This window comes from Lysobacter luteus (assembly GCF_907164845.1).
GTDB classification, from domain to species: domain Bacteria; phylum Pseudomonadota; class Gammaproteobacteria; order Xanthomonadales; family Xanthomonadaceae; genus Novilysobacter; species Novilysobacter luteus.
On the sequence record NZ_OU015430.1, the window covers coordinates 2,528,567 to 2,543,650 of the forward strand.

Consider the following 15,084-nt stretch of genomic DNA (forward strand, 5'->3'; position numbering starts at 1 on the left):
GACCCGAAGGCCGCCCCCGGTGGGACTGGAGTCGCGGCTTACCCGCCGCTGCCGGTATCCGCGCCCGCGGCTGCCCCACCCTGCACCTTGGCCACATAGGCCTGGTACTCGTCCGGGGTCAGGGCGCCGTCCGCATCGGCGTCGGCTTCGGCGAACACGGCCACCAGCGCCGGCACCGCGGCGGCTTCGGACTGGCTGAGCTTGCCGTCCTGGTCGACGTCGACGTCGTTCCAGCTGGTCTTCTGCGTCGCCGCGCTCTCGGCCGGCGCAGCCTGTGCCGCCGGGTCGGGCGCGGCTTCGGTGACGGCGTCCTGCGCTAAGGCGGCCGGCGCCACCAGCGCGACGACCAGTGCGGAAAGGAAGGAAATACGGAAGGTGTGCTTCATGGGAGCTCCTGGGGGATGTGCGGAATGGGGATGTCCGCAATGTCCGGCGGCAGGTCCGCCGGTATGGATGGGTGTGCCCGGCCAGCGTCCGGGCACCCGCGGCTTGTCGAATGGAGTGCTGTGCCGCGGTTGCACGGTGTGGCGATGGCGCTGAACGATGACCGGCCGCTGATCGTTAGCCCAACGTTGGCTTAACCTCCGTTGCGGCGGGCCATGGCAGGCGTCGGGACGCGACGTCCGCGGCTCCGACCTGCGGGGCTGGGGTGGAATAACTCCCGGCTGAACGCCAACACAACCTTCACGAAAAGCGCGGGGCGTAATACCGCGACGTGCCGGTCTCGCCGGGCCGCGGAGCGGCGGTCGGCCGGGCATCGGATTCATCACGTCCGGGTCACCGTCGCGGCGGAGACTGGGGTCGATGCCTGCTGCCGTGGCCAGCCCCCTTGGGAGCCGCCACGCCCCGCCCACGGATCGACGGGACCGACCGATGAAGCTGCGACACGTGTTCACCACCCCCGACCTGCCTGCCGCCGAAGCGGCGATCCGCGCCGCGCGCGACGCCGGCGTGCCAGACGAGGACATCCTGCTGGTGGCACGCTCGGACGTTGAGATGGACGGTATCCCCGACGACCGCAAGGAAGCCGATACCGACATGCTGCCGGCCGCCGTGCGCGGCGCCGGCTATGGCGCCGGTGCCGGCCTGCTCGCCGGTCTCGTCGCGATAGCGATCCCGCCGCTGGGGATCACCCTCGCTGGCGCGGCCGCCGCCACGATCGCCGGTGCCGCGGTCGGCTCATGGGCGTCGGCGCTCATGGGGTCCTCGCTGCCCGACCCGATCCGCCGCAAGTTCCATGACGAAATCGAAGCCGGCAACATCCTCGTCGTGATCGACGGCACCAAGGAGCTGCTGACCGCGGTCGAGCCGCGCATTGTGAGTTCCGGGGCCCGCCCGCTACCGTTCGAGGCGTCCAAGGCCCTGTCCTGAGGTGCGCCATGCCCGTTCGACACCACCGCCGTCCCGCGTCCGCCGCGCCGCGGCGGCATACGCTGGTTCCCGCCTGCCTGCTCGCGCTGCTGTGCGGTTGCGGCGCCGGCACGGGTGACGCCGCGACGCCGGGCGCGCCCGAAGGCGCCGATGCGCCCGCGCCCGCGGCGCCCGCCCCGCCGGTCGCCGCCGACGGACGACCGTTCACGGTGACCGAGGTCGCAAGCTTCGACGAGCCCTGGGCGATGACCTTCCTGCCGGGCAACGGCCGCCGCCTGCTGGTCACCGAGAAGGCCGGCGCGCTGCGCCTGCTCGGCGCCGACGGCACGATCGGCACGATCACCGGCGTGCCCGGGGTCGACCACGGCGGCCAGGGCGGCCTGGGCGACGTGGTGCCGCATCCGGATTTCGCGAACAACGGCTGGCTCTACCTCAGCTACGCGGAAGCCGGCGACGGCGACACCCGCGGCGCCGCGGTCGCGCGCGCCCGGCTGGCGCTGGATGACGCCGGCGGTGGCCGCCTGTCCGACGTGGAGGTCATCTGGCGCCAGGTCCCGAAGGTCAGCGGCCGGGGCCATTACGGCCATCGCATCGCGTTCGGGCCGGACGGGCACCTGTGGATCAGCTCGGGCGAGCGGCAGAAGTTCGACCCCGCGCAGGACATGCGATCCAACCTCGGCAAGATCATCCGGCTCAACGACGACGGCAGCGTTCCGGCCGACAACCCGTTCGCCGCCGACGGTGGCGTGGCCGCGCAGGTCTGGTCACTGGGTCACCGCAACCCGCTCGGCATCGCGTTCGACGCGCAGGGGCGGCTGTGGGAACACGAGATGGGCCCGTCCGGTGGTGACGAGTTCAACCGGATCGAGCGCGGCGCCAATTACGGATATCCGCTCGTCTCCGATGGCGACCACTACGACGGCCGTCCAATTCCGGACCATGACACCCGGCCGCAGTTCAATGCGCCCGAAGCCACCTGGACGCCGGTGATCTCGCCGGCGGGACTGGTGATCTACGATGGGGCGACGTTCCCGCAGTGGCAGGGCGATGCGCTGCTGGGTGCACTGTCGGGCCAGGCGCTGGTGCGCGTGTCGATCGATGGGGACAGCGCGCGCGAAGCCGAGCGCTTCGACATGGGCCATCGCATCCGCGAAGTCGAGCAGGGGCCGGACGGCGACGTCTGGCTCCTCGAGGACGGCGAAAGCGGGCGGCTGCTGCGGCTGGCCGCACCGGGCGCAGGCTGACATGACAAGGGCGCCGAGGGGCGCCCTTGTCGCATGCAACGGAACAGGCCAGGCCCGACTTACGTGCCGTCGCCGTCGGGCGCGCCGTTTTCGTCATCCATGCCGGTGCCATCGTCGTCCATGCCATCACGGTCGTTCATCGGATCCGGTTCGATCGCTTCGTTGTAATCGTCCCGGTCTGCCTCGCGGTCGTCGTCGCGGTCATCGACGTCGTCGACCGCATCGTCCCCGGTACCGGCCTTCGCGCTGGCACGGAACTCGGCGTCGCTCACGAAACCGTCGTCGTCGCCGTCCATCATTTCGAAGTTGGCGCTGAAGTCCGCGTCGACCTCGCCCTCGTCCGCGCTGATCATGCCGTCACCGTCGGCGTCCAGCCGGCCCCAGGCGTCGCGCTGGACGACGGCCGAATGATCGGCGGCGTGCTCGGCACCGCGGGACTGCACCGGCGGGGGCGGCGGCGCGGCACCCAGGGCATCGTCGGCGACGTCGCCGGTGGGCACGCGCGGGTCGACGCTCTGCTCCAGCACTTCCTCGGGATTGACCTGCGGCGGCAAGGCGTTCTTCTTGTCGTGCTGCATGGCGTCGTGCGGCACGGTGTCCTGTTGCGCGTTGGCGTTCGACTGCGGGCTCTGCGCGGCGGCCAGCGGTGCGATCAGGATGGTGCCGAGGGCCACGGCCAGCAGGCTGCGGTTGCGTGTGTTCATGCGGTTCTCCTGTGCTTCGTCGTGGTGCCCACGCGGGTGCGTGGCGGACGCAGGATTTTCCGTACCCGCTGTATCGACGATGACGCCGATCGCGCCTAACGACGTTGTCACGCCGCGCTGCCGCCGCCTTAGCGAACTGGGCTGTTCAGGCGTTCGCCGGCATCCGGCGGTGGCGTGCCGATGCTGCCCTGCGCCATGTCCGCGCGCGGGGCGCCTGCGGGCAACGCGATGAGCTGTGTCTGCAGGTCGTGCAGGATCACGTCGTCGCCCGGCAGCCAGGTGCGGTCGTCGCGGCCGCGGTAGTGCCGATGGAACGCCGCCAGCGCCGCCCCCGGGTCGGCCAGGTCGTATCCCACCAGCCGCAGCGCCGCCCACGGGTCGAAGCCGGGCGGTGGCAGCCCCACGCCCCCCGTCGGCCACAATCCGAAGCCGGCCTCAGCCAGCCGCTGCCACGGGAACCACGCGCTCGGGTCGTCCTTCTTGGTTGGCGCGATGTCGCCGTGCCCGACGACCAGGTGCGGTTGGATGCCGTTGCGCTCGACGATGTCAGCCAGCAGCACCAGCAGCGACTGGATCTGCGCCTCGCTGAAAGGTTCGTGGCCGTCGTTGTCGAGCTCGATCCCGATCGAGGTCGAGTTGAGGTCGTTGATGCCGGCCCAGCTGCTGTCGCCGGCATGCCATGCACGCGCCTGTTCGGACACCAGCTGGTAACGCCGGCCGTCGTCGCCGATCAGGTAGTGCGAGCTCACCGGGCCACCCGCGTTGCCCGTCTGCAGCACCCGCAACGCGCCCTCGGCCGAGTCCATCGCGGTGTGGTGCAGCACGATGACCCGCGCGCGCCGCGGCCCGTGGTTGGGTGACGCGTGCCATTCGGCAAGCGGGTTGCGCGGCGGCGACGTCGTCGTGCAGCCGGCCAGCGCGACGGCAGCGAAGGAAAGTGCGAGGAGCAGCAATCGCATCATGGGGTTCCGGTCCGATGGGTTGCGCACACCGTAGCGCAGCCCCCGCGTGGTCGCCGCGACGATGGCGCGGCGCGCGCCGTTCCAGTGACGGGACGGTGCATCCACGTTTTCGTGCCTTTGGGCGCGGCGCCGCGCACCCATCTTGTTCCCGCAGCGATGGCTGTCCGGGCATTCCGCCCGGGCCCGTCGCCGGACCATCGCCACTCCCTCCCCCGTCGCGATGTCCGCCAACAGGAGTCGATACATGAGCATGCGCAACCTTCTTTCCCGTGGTCTCGTCGCCGCCGTCCTCGGCATGGCCGCCTTGAGCGCCGGTGCCGCCGAGCAACCCGGCTTCTATGTCGGCGCCGGTGCCGGCCAGGCGATGATCGACGACGGTGCGCTCGACGACGAGGACACCGCGTTCTCCGCGTTCGCCGGCTACCAGGTCAACCCGTACTTCGGCCTCGAGGCAGGCTACGCCGACCTGGGCAAGACCGAGCCCCTCGGTTCGGCAGGGCCGGAGCTCGAAGCCGATGCCGCCTACCTCGTCGCCGTCGGCACGCTGCCGTTCACCGACCGGTTCTCCGGCTATGCCAAGGCCGGCTACAGCGACTGGAACGTTGATACTTCGATCACCGGCGTGTCCGACGACGGCAACGACCCGACCTACGGCCTTGGCCTGCAGTACCGCTTCACCGACGCGGTCGCGCTGCGCGGCGAGTACAGCCGGTTCGAGATCGACGACAGCGAGATCGACCTGGCCCAGGTGCAGGTCCGCTTCGACTTCTGACGGTGTGCCCCGCCGCGGCGGGGCGTGACCGCGGGACACGGGTCGCCGGGATTCCGGCGGCCCGTTTTCGTTATGGGCCGGCGCGTGGACGCTGGGCCTCCGATCATGCAATCTGCCCCGGCAGCCACTGCAGGGGATGTCCTTGAACGCACCGAACCCGTCCGGCGTCGCCGCGCCTGCTCCCACGCCCACGCCGCCCGGCGACCCGACGATGGTCCGGGCGGTCAGCCGCTGGCAGTTGTTCGGCCTGTCGATCAACGACGTCATCGGCAGCGGCATCTACCTGCTGCCGGCGGCGGCCGCGTTGTTGCTCGGTCCGGCCAGCCTGTGGGCGGTGCTGCTGGCTGGCGGGGCGGTGGCGCTGCTGGTGCTGTGCTACGCGCAGGCGTCCAGCTATTTCGACCAGCCCGGTGGCGGCTACCTCTACGCGCGGGAGGCGTTCGGGCCCTTCGTCGGTTTCGAGGTCGGCTGGATGCTGTTCCTGACGCGCATCGCCAGCGCCGCCGCGCTGAGCAACGGCCTGGCCGAGGCGGTCACCCATTTCTGGCCGGGTGCGGCCGACGGCGGCGTGCGCATCGCGATCGTGGTCGGCTCGCTGGCCTTCCTGGTCATCGTCAACGTGGTCGGCGTGCGCGCCGCCGCTCGCACCGGCGTGTTCCTGGCGATCGCCAAGCTGTTGCCGCTGCTGATGTTCATCGCCATCGGTGCGATGTACGTCGACAGTTCGATGGCCGCGCCGCTGGCCGGTGATATCCCGCTGCGCGACCTGGGCGAGGCGGCGCTGCTGCTGCTGTTCGCCTACGCCGGTTTCGAGAACCTGCCCGCGGCCGCCGGCGAATACCGCAACCCACGCCGCGACGTGCCGTTCGCGTTGCTGGCGATGATCGCCACGGTGACGCTGGTGTACTTCGCGGTGCAATGGGTCGCACTGGGCACCCTGCCCGGCCTGGCGCAGTCGCAGACGCCGCTGGCGGACGCTGCGGCACGCTTCGGTGGCGGCTGGTTGGCACTGCTGCTGACGGTCGGCGCGACGGTGTCGATCCTGGGCACCAACAGCAACACGATCATGCTCGGGCCGCGCTACCTGCATGCGCTTGCGCTGGACGGCTACGGCCCGCGCGCACTGGCGTCGGTGCACCCGCGCTTCCGCACGCCGGCGGTTGCCATCATCACGCTGGGCGTGCTGTCACTGGCGCTCGCGCTGACGGGATCGTTCGTGCAACTGGCGTTGCTTTCGGTGGTCGCGCGGCTGTTTACCTACATCGGCACCGCGGTGTCCGTGCTGGTGCTGCAGCGCCGCCATGGCGATGCACCTGGCGCGATGCAGCTGCCCGGTGGGCCGCTGATCCCGGTGCTGGCGTTGCTGCTGTCGCTCGGGCTGCTGGCCAGTGCGAAGCCGGAGAACCTGGTTGCCGGCGCGATCGCGCTGGCCACCGGCGCGGTGGTCTTCCTGTTCCGCCGCAAGCCGGTGTCGGCAACCACGATCCCGGGACAGCCGCTGCCCTGAGGCCTCGGGCAGGCGTCGGCTTGCCTTAGGCGCCGCGCGGCCCGGCCTACGCCGGGTTGGCAGGCAGCGCGTTGTGCACGTGGGTGGCTGCGATGGCGGCGTGTCCGGTCGCCACCGCGATCTGGTTGAGCGCGCTGACGACATCGCCGATCGCGTACAGGCCGGGGACGCTGGTCATCTGGTGCCGATCGACCCGCAGCGCGCCCTCGTCGTCGGTCACCGCGCCGAGGGCCGTGGCGAGCCCGGATTTCTGCCGCGCGCCGAGCATCGGGTAGACGACATCGAAGGCCCGGCTTTCGCCACCGATGAGAAAGTGGCAACGCCGGCCGTCGAACGACAGGCCGCCGGAAGGAGGCGTTACCTCGATCCCGGCATCGGCGAGACGGCCGCGCGCAGCGGCATCGACAATCCCGTCGCTTGGCACCACCGCGACACGCTTCGAGAATGTGCGGATGAACACCGCATGGTTGACCGTTTCCGACAGCGGGCCATGCACCGCGATGTCCTGGTCGATCGCCTCGTAGCCATCGCAGACCGGGCACAGCCGTACCGCACCGCAGGCGACCGCGTCCTCCAGTCCATCCAGGGCCGGCATCACGTCCTCGCACCCGGTCGCGAGGATCACCTTGCGGGCGGCGACCTCCAGCCCGTCGCCGGAAAGCACGAAGTTGTCACCGTCGCGCCGGATCCCGGTGACCTCGGTCGACTCGATCCGGGCATTGCACCCGCGCGCCTGCACCATCAGCCGCGCGAGGTAGTCGCGCCCGCTGACGCCCGATGGGAAGCCGGGACAGTTGTGGCTTTCCGGAATCCAGCGGGCGCGGCCGTTGCCGGCATCGATCAGCACCGCCGACCGGCGGAAGCGTGCAAGGTAGATGGCGGCCGTCAGCCCGCCCGGGCCACCGCCGACAATCGCGCAGTCGAGCGGCTTGGCCATCGGTCAGCCCGCCAGCAGCGGGCCGGGTGCGCGGCGGGTCAGCCGCACTTGCTGTAACCGCAGTTCAGGCAGGTGGCACAGCCGTCCATGATCACCACGGCCTTGGTGCTGCACTTGTGGCACATCGTGGCGCTGGGCGGGAAGGCGACGCCGCCGTCGCCGGTGACCTCGACGTCCTCGTCGCGCGGGGCGTCACTGATACGCGGCTCGGGGAACAGCTGGCCGCTGCGGTCGTCACGGAGCACGCTGCCTTCCGCCGCCGGCGCAGGGGCCGGGCTTATTTCAGCGTTTTTTTTTGAGTCGAGCGCGGCGTAGGCGGCGCGCTTCTCGGCGATCAGCGCGCGCTGCTCGGCGCTCATCTCGGGGTCGTGCATCATCCCGATCGCCTTGAGGTGGTCCTCGACGATGCTGCCCAGCTCGGCCACCAGCGACGGCATGTACACGCCACCGGCCTTGAAGTAGCCGCCCTTGGGGTCGAACACGGCCTTCATCTCGTCGACCAGGAAGGTCACGTCGCCGCCCTTGCGGAACACGGCCGACATGATGCGCGTGAGCGCCACGATCCACTGGAAGTGGTCCATGTTCTTGGAGTTGATGAAGATCTCGAACGGCCGGCGCTGCTCGTGCTCGCTGCCGGCGTTGAGCACGATGTCGTTGATCGTCACGTACAGGGCGTGCTCGAACAACGGCGTCTTGAGCTTGTAGGTGGAGCCGATGAGGGTCTCGGGACGCTCGATCTTCTCGTGCATCTGGATGACGTTGGCGCCCGGCGTCGCGGCGGCCTCGGCATCACGCGCAGCGGCAGCGGCTTTCGCCTCCCGCGCCCGGTCCTCCTGGCTGACGACGCTGTAACCCTTGATTTTCTGGTCGATCTTGACGGCCATTGGCCAGCTCCTGGTGTTGCGTATCCGGTACAGGCGTCCCGCCTCCCCGCCCGCTGGGCGGAGAGGCGGTCACGCGGCTTACGTGTTGCGGGTGCTGCGCTTGGCGGCCGACTTGCGGGCCGGCGCCTTGCGGGTGGCGGACTTGCTGGCGGCTGCCTTGCGGGCCGGCGCCTTCTTTGCCGGCGCCCGCTTGGTCGTCGCCTTTTTCGCGGTGGCCTTCTTCGCAGCGGACTTCCGGGCCGTCGCCTTTTTGGCAACGGGTGCCTTCTTCGCGACCGCCTTGCGGGCGGTGCTCTTCCGGCCGGTCGTCTTCGCCGCTGCAGTCTTCTTGCCGACCGTCTTCCGCGTGGCGGTCTTTTTGCTTGCGGACTTCCTGGTTGCAGCCTTCTTGGTCGCGGTCTTCTTGGTCGCGGCCTTGCTGGTTGTCTTCTTCGTTGCAGCCTTCCTGGTCGCGGCCCTGGTGCCGGTGGCCTTCTTCGCCGCCGACTTGCGGGTCGTTCCGGTCGACGACTTCTTGGCCGGTGCCTTCTTCGCCGCAGTCTTCGTCGTCGTCGACTTGGTCGTGGCCTTCTTGCTGGCCGATTTCTTGCTCGTCGACTTCTTGCTCGCAGACTTCGTGGCGGCGGCGCGCTTGCCGACGCCACTGCTTTCCAGCTTGCTCGCTTCCTTGCGTGCGTTGGCGCTGGCCCGGGCCAGCTTCTTTTTGGCGTTGCCGACCGACGTGCTCGCCGCCTTGCGCACGCGGGTGGCGCTGGTGCGGACGGTGGCGGCGGCCTCGCCGGCCGTGTTGGCGATGGTGGTGCCGATGTTGCCGGCGGTTTCCTTGACGCTGTCGGCGGCCTGCGAAAGCGTGGCCGTCACTCCATTACCGTTGCTCATGTGCCCTCCTCGCGGGCGTCGTATTGGCTTGCGGGTAACGCGGGTGAAACCTTTCGGTGAAACCAGTGTGTTACCACGCCGATGCTATACCCGCGGCGCGCGGATGAGACAGTGAAGCCAGCCATCAGAACTTGCCGTAGTACCCCTCTTTCAGGGCGTCGAACAGGTTGGCGGCGGTGTGCATTTCGCCGTCGTATTCGATCTGCTCGTTGCCCTTGACCTCGACCACCTGGCCGTCCTCCAGCTCGAACCGGTAGGTCGTGTTTTCCAGGTCCGCTTCCTTGACCAGCACGCCCTGGAAGGCGGCCGGGTTGAACCGGAACGTGGTACAGCCCTTGAGCCCGCGGGAGTGGGCGTAGGTGTAGATGTCCTTGAAGTCCTCGTACGGGTAGTCGGTCGGGACGTTGGCGGTCTTGGAGATCGAGCTGTCCACCCACTTCTGGGCGGCGGCCTGGACGTCGACGTGCTGTTTGGGGGTGACGTCGTCGGCGGCGATGAAGTAGTCGGGCAGCTTCTCGGCCGCGTCCTCGGAGAACGGCATCGCCTTCGGGTTGACCAGCGCGCGGTAGGCCAGCAGCTCGAACGAGAAGACGTCGACCTTCTCCTTGGACTTCTTGCCCTCGCGGATCACGTTGCGGCTGTAGTGGTGGGCGAAGCTGGGCTCGATGCCGTTGGAGGCGTTGTTGGCCAGCGACAGCGAGATGGTGCCGGTCGGGGCGATCGAGCTGTGGTGGGTGAAGCGCGCGCCCACCTCGGCCAGCTCGTTGACCAGTTCCGGCGCGACCTCGGCCACGCGCTGCATGTAACGCGAGTACTTGGCGTGCAGCACCCGGCCCTCGACCTGCTGGCCGATCTTCCAACCGTCCTTCACCATCTCCGGGCGCTTGCGCAGCATCTCGGCGTCGACCTCGAAGGTCTCGGCCATGATCGGCGCCGGGCCCTTCTCCTTGGCCAGCTCCAGGCCCATCTCCCAGCCTGCGACGGCCATCTCGCGGGCGATGCGGTCGGTGAACTCGCACGACGCCTCGCTGCCGTACTTCATCCGCAGCATGGTCACGGTGCTGCCCAGGCCGAGGAAGCCCATGCCATGGCGGCGCTTGCGCATGATCTCGTTGCGCTGCTGCTCCAGCGGCAGGCCGTTGACCTCGACCACGTTGTCGAGCATGCGGGTGAACACGCGCACGACCTCGCGGTACTCGTCCCAGTCGAACTCGGCCTTGTCGGTGAACGCGTTGCGCACGAACTTGGTCAGGTTGACCGAGCCCAGCAGGCAGGCGCCGTATGCCGGCAGCGGCTGCTCGCCGCAGGGGTTGGTCGCGCGGATGTTCTCGCACCACCAGTTGTTGTTCATCTCGTTGACGCGGTCGATCAGGATGAAGCCCGGCTCGGCGTAGTCGTACGTCGAGACCATGATCATGTCCCACAGGTGCCGCGCACGGATGTGGCCGTAGATCTTGCAGGCCACCAGGCCGTCGTCGCGGACGATGTAGTTGCGGTGGGTCGGCCACTCGCGCCACACGACCTGGGTGGCGTCGTCGAGGTCGACGTCGCCCTTCTCCTTGATGTTGACCGGGAACACCAGCGGCCAGTCGGCGTCGTCGGCGACGGCTTCCATGAAGCCGTCGGTGATCAGAAGCGACAGGTTGAACTGGCGCAACCGGCCGTCCTCGCGCTTGGCGCGGATGAAGTCCTTCACGTCCGGGTGGGAGACGTCGAACGTGCCCATCTGTGCGCCGCGGCGACCACCGGCCGACGACACCGTGAAACACATCTTGTCGTAGATATCCATGAAGGACATCGGGCCGGAGGTGTACGCGCCGGCGCCGGCGACGAACGCGCCGCGCGGCCGCAGCGTGCTGAACTCGTAGCCGATGCCGCAGCCCGCCTTCAGCGTCAGCCCGGCCTCGTGGACCTTTTCCAGGATGCCGTCCATCGAATCCTCGATGGTGCCCGAGACGGTGCAGTTGATCGTCGAGGTCGCCGGCTTGTGCGCCAGCGCGCCCGCGTTGGAGGTGATGCGGCCGGCCGGGATCGCGCCGCGGCGCAGCGCCCAGGTAAAGCGCTCCATCCAGTACTGCTGCTTCTCGGCGGTCGGCTCGGCCTCCGCCAGCGCCTTGGCAACGCGGCGGTAGGTCGCGTCGATGTCGGCGTCGACCGGCTCGCCGCTCTTGGTCTTGAGCCGGTACTTCTTGTCCCAGATGTCCTGGGATGCCGGCTGCATCGCAATGTCCTGGGTCGACGTGTCCATCTTCACCGCCTCGAGGCGCACCGTACTCATGCCTGTCCTGTCTCCTCGTGATGGCCGCGCATGGGGTCGCGGCGCTGTTGCTGCATTCTGGTTGTTGTCGCGGGTGGCCGACGACCGGCCGCACGGGGCGCCGGGCGCACCGCGTCATCGTCTTTGATTCTGGTTACCGGCGTGGGCGTGCCAAGGCCTGCTCCGTCCGTTGCCGGGGCCTGCGTCCTGCGGCGCTCCGGGCGATCTCGCTTGCTCAAGCTTCCCAAGGGCAACCCCTACGCTTGGGCTTTTTCTGCTACGTCGACCACAACATGTTGTGTGCGAGGCAGGTGGCCAAGCTACGCCCGGCCCCGGGGGAAGTCAACGCTTCCGCCGCCGTTTGGAAGCGTGTATGCCGACCGGTGCTGGGCCTGTCCGGATTGCGCGGCAACCCGCGTTATCGTCAGGTTGGCCCGGCCGCGCATGCCGGCTTCACCGGCGATTAAATGGGGCCCGGCCACACTGGGCCGCCCCGGGTGCCGCCGTGCCCGCCGCGTCCACATACCTTCCCGCACCGATGACGAACACGACCCTGACCCCGCTCCGGATCCTCGCCGCGCTCGTGCTCGCCGCCGCGTTCGGTGGCTTTGCCGCCACCGCGCTGCGCGACGCCCTGTTGCCGGTGCATGCCACGCCTGCCGCCCCCGCGCCATCCGCCGCGCTCGCCCCCGCGGCCGCGCAGCTGCCGGCGGTCGTCGGGGGCCAACCGATCCCGTCGCTCGCACCGATGCTGGCGCGCGTGACGCCCGCGGTTGTCAGCGTGCACACCAAGCAGCGCGTGCGGATCCACAATCCGTTCGCCAACGACCCGATGTTCCGGCGGATGTTCCCGAACGTGCCGCAGGAGCGTATCGAGCAGTCGCTGGGCTCGGGCGTCATCGTCGATGCCGCGCGCGGCCTGGTGCTGACCAACCACCACGTGATCGAGGGCGCCGACGAGGTGTCCGTGACGCTGTCGGATGGCCGCACGATGGAGGCCGAGTTCGTCGGTTCCGACCCCGATACCGACGTCGCGGTGATGAAGATCCCGGCCGACGGCCTGCAGGAGATCCCGCTGGCCGATTCGGGCGCGCTGCGCGTCGGCGACTTCGTGGTCGCGGTCGGCAACCCGTTCGGGATCGGCCAGACCGTCACCAGCGGTATCGTTTCAGCGGTCGGCCGCAGCGGCCTGCGAGGGCTGGGCTACCAGAACTTCATCCAGACCGATGCGTCGATCAACCCGGGCAATTCCGGCGGCGCACTGGTCAATCTCGACGGGCAGCTGGTCGGCATCAACACCGCCAGCTTCAACCCGCGTGGCTCGATGGCCGGCAACATCGGCCTGGGTTTCGCGATCCCGGCCAACCTCGCGCGCAACGTGCTCTCTCAGCTGGTCAGCACCGGCGAGGTGCGACGCGGCACGCTGGGCCTGGACACCCAGGCGGTGACGCCGCGGCTGGCCAGCGGGCTGGAGCTGGGCGTGCAGCGCGGCGCGCTGGTGACGCGCGTGCTGGCCGGCTCGGCCGCGGCGGCGGCGGGGCTGAAGCCTGGCGACGTGATCGTGGCCGCCAACGGCGAGCGGATCGAGAGCCCGGCCGACCTGCACAACTTCGAGGGCCTGCAGCCGGTGGGCAGCCGCGTCACGCTGGACGTGCGTCGCAACGGCCAGGCGCTGGAGGTGACCGCCGAGGTCCGCGACCAGCCGCGCAGCCACGCCGGCGACCAGCTCGACCCGCGGCTGACCGGCGCCACCTTCGCCGAACTGCCCGAGCGCCTGCGCCAGTCGGGCGCGCGCGGGGTGCTGGTGGAGTCGGTCGCGCGCGGCAGCCGTGCGGCCCGCAATGGCCTGCGAGAGGGCGATGTGGTGGTGGCCACCAGCGCCGGCGGTTTCGATGATCTGGCGGGCTTCCGCGCGGGCTTCACACAGCCTCCCGCACAGTTGATCCTGAACGTCGTCCGGGGCAATCGGCAGGGAGTCCTGCCGATGCAGTGACGGCGTCACCCCACGTCCAGGAGATTCCCAGATGAGCCCGACCGACGCGACCTCGACCACCTCTTCCAACGGACAGCCCGGCGCCGCCCTCAAGGGCAGCCTCGGCGAAGCCGGCGACCACCTCAAGCGCGCCGCGCGCGATGCCGGCGATGCCCTCAAGGGCGCGGCCGGTGCGGCGGGCGACGAACTGCGGCTGGGCAAGGCGCACGTGAAGGCCGACCTGTCCGACAGCGCCTTGGCCGGCCTTACCGCCGCCGAGCAGGCCAGCCTGGCTGCACGCGAGCAGGCCGACGTGCTCATGGACAAAGGCCGCGACATGATCGACAGCGCCGCCGAACTGATCCGCGAGCGACCGCTGGCAGCGTTCGGCGCCGCCTTTGCCGCCGGCTGGATCATCTCCAAGCTCGGCCGCGGCGAGCGGTAAGCACCGCCGTGCGGCAACGCGGGGACAGCGCGCACGCACCGGGCGCCGGCAACGGGCGCCCGGATCCGGACACGCCGGAGCCCGCCGCGGAACTGCTCGAGGCGCTGCGCCAGATCGGCGCCACCGGGCGCGCCAGCCTCGGCGCATCGGTCGACACCGCCAAGGCCTTCCGGTCGCTGGTGGTGGCCGACGTCTCGCTCGCCCGCAGCGCGCTTGGACGGACGCTGGCCCTCAGCGGGGTGGCGATCGCCGCCGGCGCATCGGCGTGGCTGCTGCTGATGGGGGCGCTCGTGGTCTTCCTCAGCGCGCGGCTGGGCATGCCGTGGCTGGGCGCGCTGCTGCTGCCGGCCGCGCTGAGCTTGGTGATGGCCGGCGCGGCTTCGTGGATGGCGATGCGCTACTTCGACCACACCCGGCTGCAGGCCACGCGCCGCCAGCTGGCCCGCCTGGGCATCGGCGAGCTGGCCGATTTCGTCCCCGACGCCGATTCGCCCGAATCGACCCGCGAGGCCACCCGCCGGCGCCCGCCCGAGGACGGTAGCGGGGAGCCGGTCAAGGACAAGCAGGGCATCGACGTCACTCCGCCCTGAGCGGCCGACGCGGACGCACCACCCACACGCGCACAACCCGGGGAGCGGCGTGCCATGAGCTTCGACAAACTCATCGCCAAGGTCACCCAGGCGGAGAACGCCATGGAGGCGAACGAGCGCCGCGTCGGCGCCGACGTGCGCCAGCTGCGCGACTCTTGGAAGGCGATGTGGACGCCCGGCCGCATCGTCCTGGCCGGCCTCGTCAGCGGGTACCTGGCCGGACGCGCCGAACCGATCCGCAGCGCCGCGCGCAGCGGCAGCGTGGTGCGGATCGTGTCGATGTTGGGCACCGTGTTCGCCGGCACCAGCGCACGGCAGGCCGCGACCGAAGCCGAGCACGCCGCCGACGCGTCGGAACAGGCCGCCGAGACGGTCGCCCCCGGTACCACCTCAAAATCCGCGGCCCAGGATGTTGCCAGCGAGGCGGCCCGCGAGGAGCTCGCGCACGCACGCCTGCAGCGCGAGGCCGAGGCCGCCCGGCAGGTCAACGCCGAGGCGATGGACCCGTGAGCACGCCGACACCCGATCCGCCCGCCGGTTTACCCAAACCTGCGACCGAA

The 15,084-nt window shown here is 70.0% G+C and carries 15 protein-coding genes; 8 read left to right on the top strand and 7 right to left on the bottom strand.

Annotated features, from left to right (window positions below; translation table 11 throughout):
* Positions 1–38: 38 nt before the first annotated feature.
* Entirely contained in the window at positions 39–386 is a 348-nt protein-coding gene (locus KOD61_RS11900; RefSeq protein ID WP_215218871.1) for an EF-hand domain-containing protein, read from the bottom strand.
* Between the two features lie 487 nt (positions 387–873).
* Here KOD61_RS11900 and KOD61_RS11905 point away from each other — a divergent pair, with 487 nt between their 5' ends.
* Both KOD61_RS11905 and KOD61_RS11910 read left to right on the top strand, forming a co-directional pair.
* Positions 874–1,371, top strand: a complete 498-nt coding sequence (locus tag KOD61_RS11905; RefSeq protein WP_215218872.1) for a hypothetical protein — start codon at positions 874–876, stop codon at positions 1,369–1,371.
* Between the two features lie 8 nt (positions 1,372–1,379).
* Positions 1,380–2,615: a PQQ-dependent sugar dehydrogenase gene (locus KOD61_RS11910; protein WP_215218873.1), complete on the top strand. Its 1,236-nt coding sequence runs from the start codon at positions 1,380–1,382 to the stop codon at positions 2,613–2,615.
* A gap of 59 nt (positions 2,616–2,674) precedes the next feature.
* Here KOD61_RS11910 and KOD61_RS11915 read toward each other — a convergent pair whose 3' ends face one another.
* Both KOD61_RS11915 and KOD61_RS11920 read right to left on the bottom strand, forming a co-directional pair.
* Entirely contained in the window at positions 2,675–3,319 is a 645-nt protein-coding gene (locus KOD61_RS11915) for an EF-hand domain-containing protein (RefSeq protein WP_215218874.1), read from the bottom strand.
* 128 nt (positions 3,320–3,447) lie between these two features.
* Complete coding sequence (locus KOD61_RS11920; protein ID WP_251370593.1) at positions 3,448–4,278, bottom strand: N-acetylmuramoyl-L-alanine amidase; 831 nt, start codon at positions 4,276–4,278, stop codon at positions 3,448–3,450.
* Between the two features lie 247 nt (positions 4,279–4,525).
* On the opposite strand from KOD61_RS11920, the gene KOD61_RS11925 reads away from it, so the two are divergent.
* Together KOD61_RS11925 and KOD61_RS11930 are read left to right on the top strand one after the other, a co-directional pair.
* Positions 4,526–5,053, top strand: coding sequence for an outer membrane beta-barrel protein (locus tag KOD61_RS11925; RefSeq protein ID WP_215218876.1), 528 nt, complete (start codon positions 4,526–4,528; stop codon positions 5,051–5,053).
* A gap of 211 nt (positions 5,054–5,264) precedes the next feature.
* Positions 5,265–6,560: an APC family permease gene (locus tag KOD61_RS11930; protein ID WP_251370720.1), complete on the top strand. Its 1,296-nt coding sequence runs from the start codon at positions 5,265–5,267 to the stop codon at positions 6,558–6,560.
* Positions 6,561–6,606: 46 nt separating this feature from the next.
* On the opposite strand, the gene KOD61_RS11935 is transcribed toward KOD61_RS11930, so the two are convergent.
* The 4 genes from KOD61_RS11935 to KOD61_RS11950 all read right to left on the bottom strand — a co-directional run bounded on the left by KOD61_RS11935 (position 6,607) and on the right by KOD61_RS11950 (position 11,538).
* A complete protein-coding gene (locus KOD61_RS11935) occupies positions 6,607–7,497 on the bottom strand; it encodes an NAD(P)/FAD-dependent oxidoreductase (RefSeq protein ID WP_215218878.1) in 891 nt (296 codons plus the stop codon).
* A gap of 38 nt (positions 7,498–7,535) precedes the next feature.
* Positions 7,536–8,381: a TSCPD domain-containing protein gene (locus KOD61_RS11940; RefSeq protein ID WP_215218879.1), complete on the bottom strand. Its 846-nt coding sequence runs from the start codon at positions 8,379–8,381 to the stop codon at positions 7,536–7,538.
* 78 nt (positions 8,382–8,459) lie between these two features.
* On the bottom strand, positions 8,460–9,242 hold the full coding sequence (locus KOD61_RS11945; protein ID WP_251370594.1) for a histone H1-like repetitive region-containing protein: 783 nt from the start codon (positions 9,240–9,242) through the stop codon (positions 8,460–8,462).
* 142 nt (positions 9,243–9,384) lie between these two features.
* Entirely contained in the window at positions 9,385–11,538 is a 2,154-nt protein-coding gene (locus KOD61_RS11950; protein WP_215218881.1) for an adenosylcobalamin-dependent ribonucleoside-diphosphate reductase, read from the bottom strand.
* A 532-nt stretch (positions 11,539–12,070) separates the two neighbouring features.
* On the opposite strand from KOD61_RS11950, the gene KOD61_RS11955 reads away from it, so the two are divergent.
* The 4 genes from KOD61_RS11955 to KOD61_RS11970 are packed head-to-tail and all read left to right on the top strand — an operon-like array spanning position 12,071 to position 15,034.
* Positions 12,071–13,510 (top strand): Do family serine endopeptidase, encoded by a 1,440-nt coding sequence (locus tag KOD61_RS11955; RefSeq protein ID WP_407074599.1) that lies wholly within the window; start codon positions 12,071–12,073, stop codon positions 13,508–13,510.
* Positions 13,511–13,541: 31 nt separating this feature from the next.
* On the top strand, positions 13,542–13,934 hold the full coding sequence (locus KOD61_RS11960) for a hypothetical protein (protein WP_215218883.1): 393 nt from the start codon (positions 13,542–13,544) through the stop codon (positions 13,932–13,934).
* 8 nt (positions 13,935–13,942) lie between these two features.
* Positions 13,943–14,524 (top strand): phage holin family protein, encoded by a 582-nt coding sequence (locus tag KOD61_RS11965; RefSeq protein ID WP_215218884.1) that lies wholly within the window; start codon positions 13,943–13,945, stop codon positions 14,522–14,524.
* A gap of 54 nt (positions 14,525–14,578) precedes the next feature.
* The gene (locus KOD61_RS11970; protein ID WP_215218885.1) at positions 14,579–15,034 is read left to right on the top strand and encodes a hypothetical protein; all 456 of its coding nucleotides are present in this window, start codon (positions 14,579–14,581) and stop codon (positions 15,032–15,034) included.
* Positions 15,035–15,084: the final 50 nt, after the last annotated feature.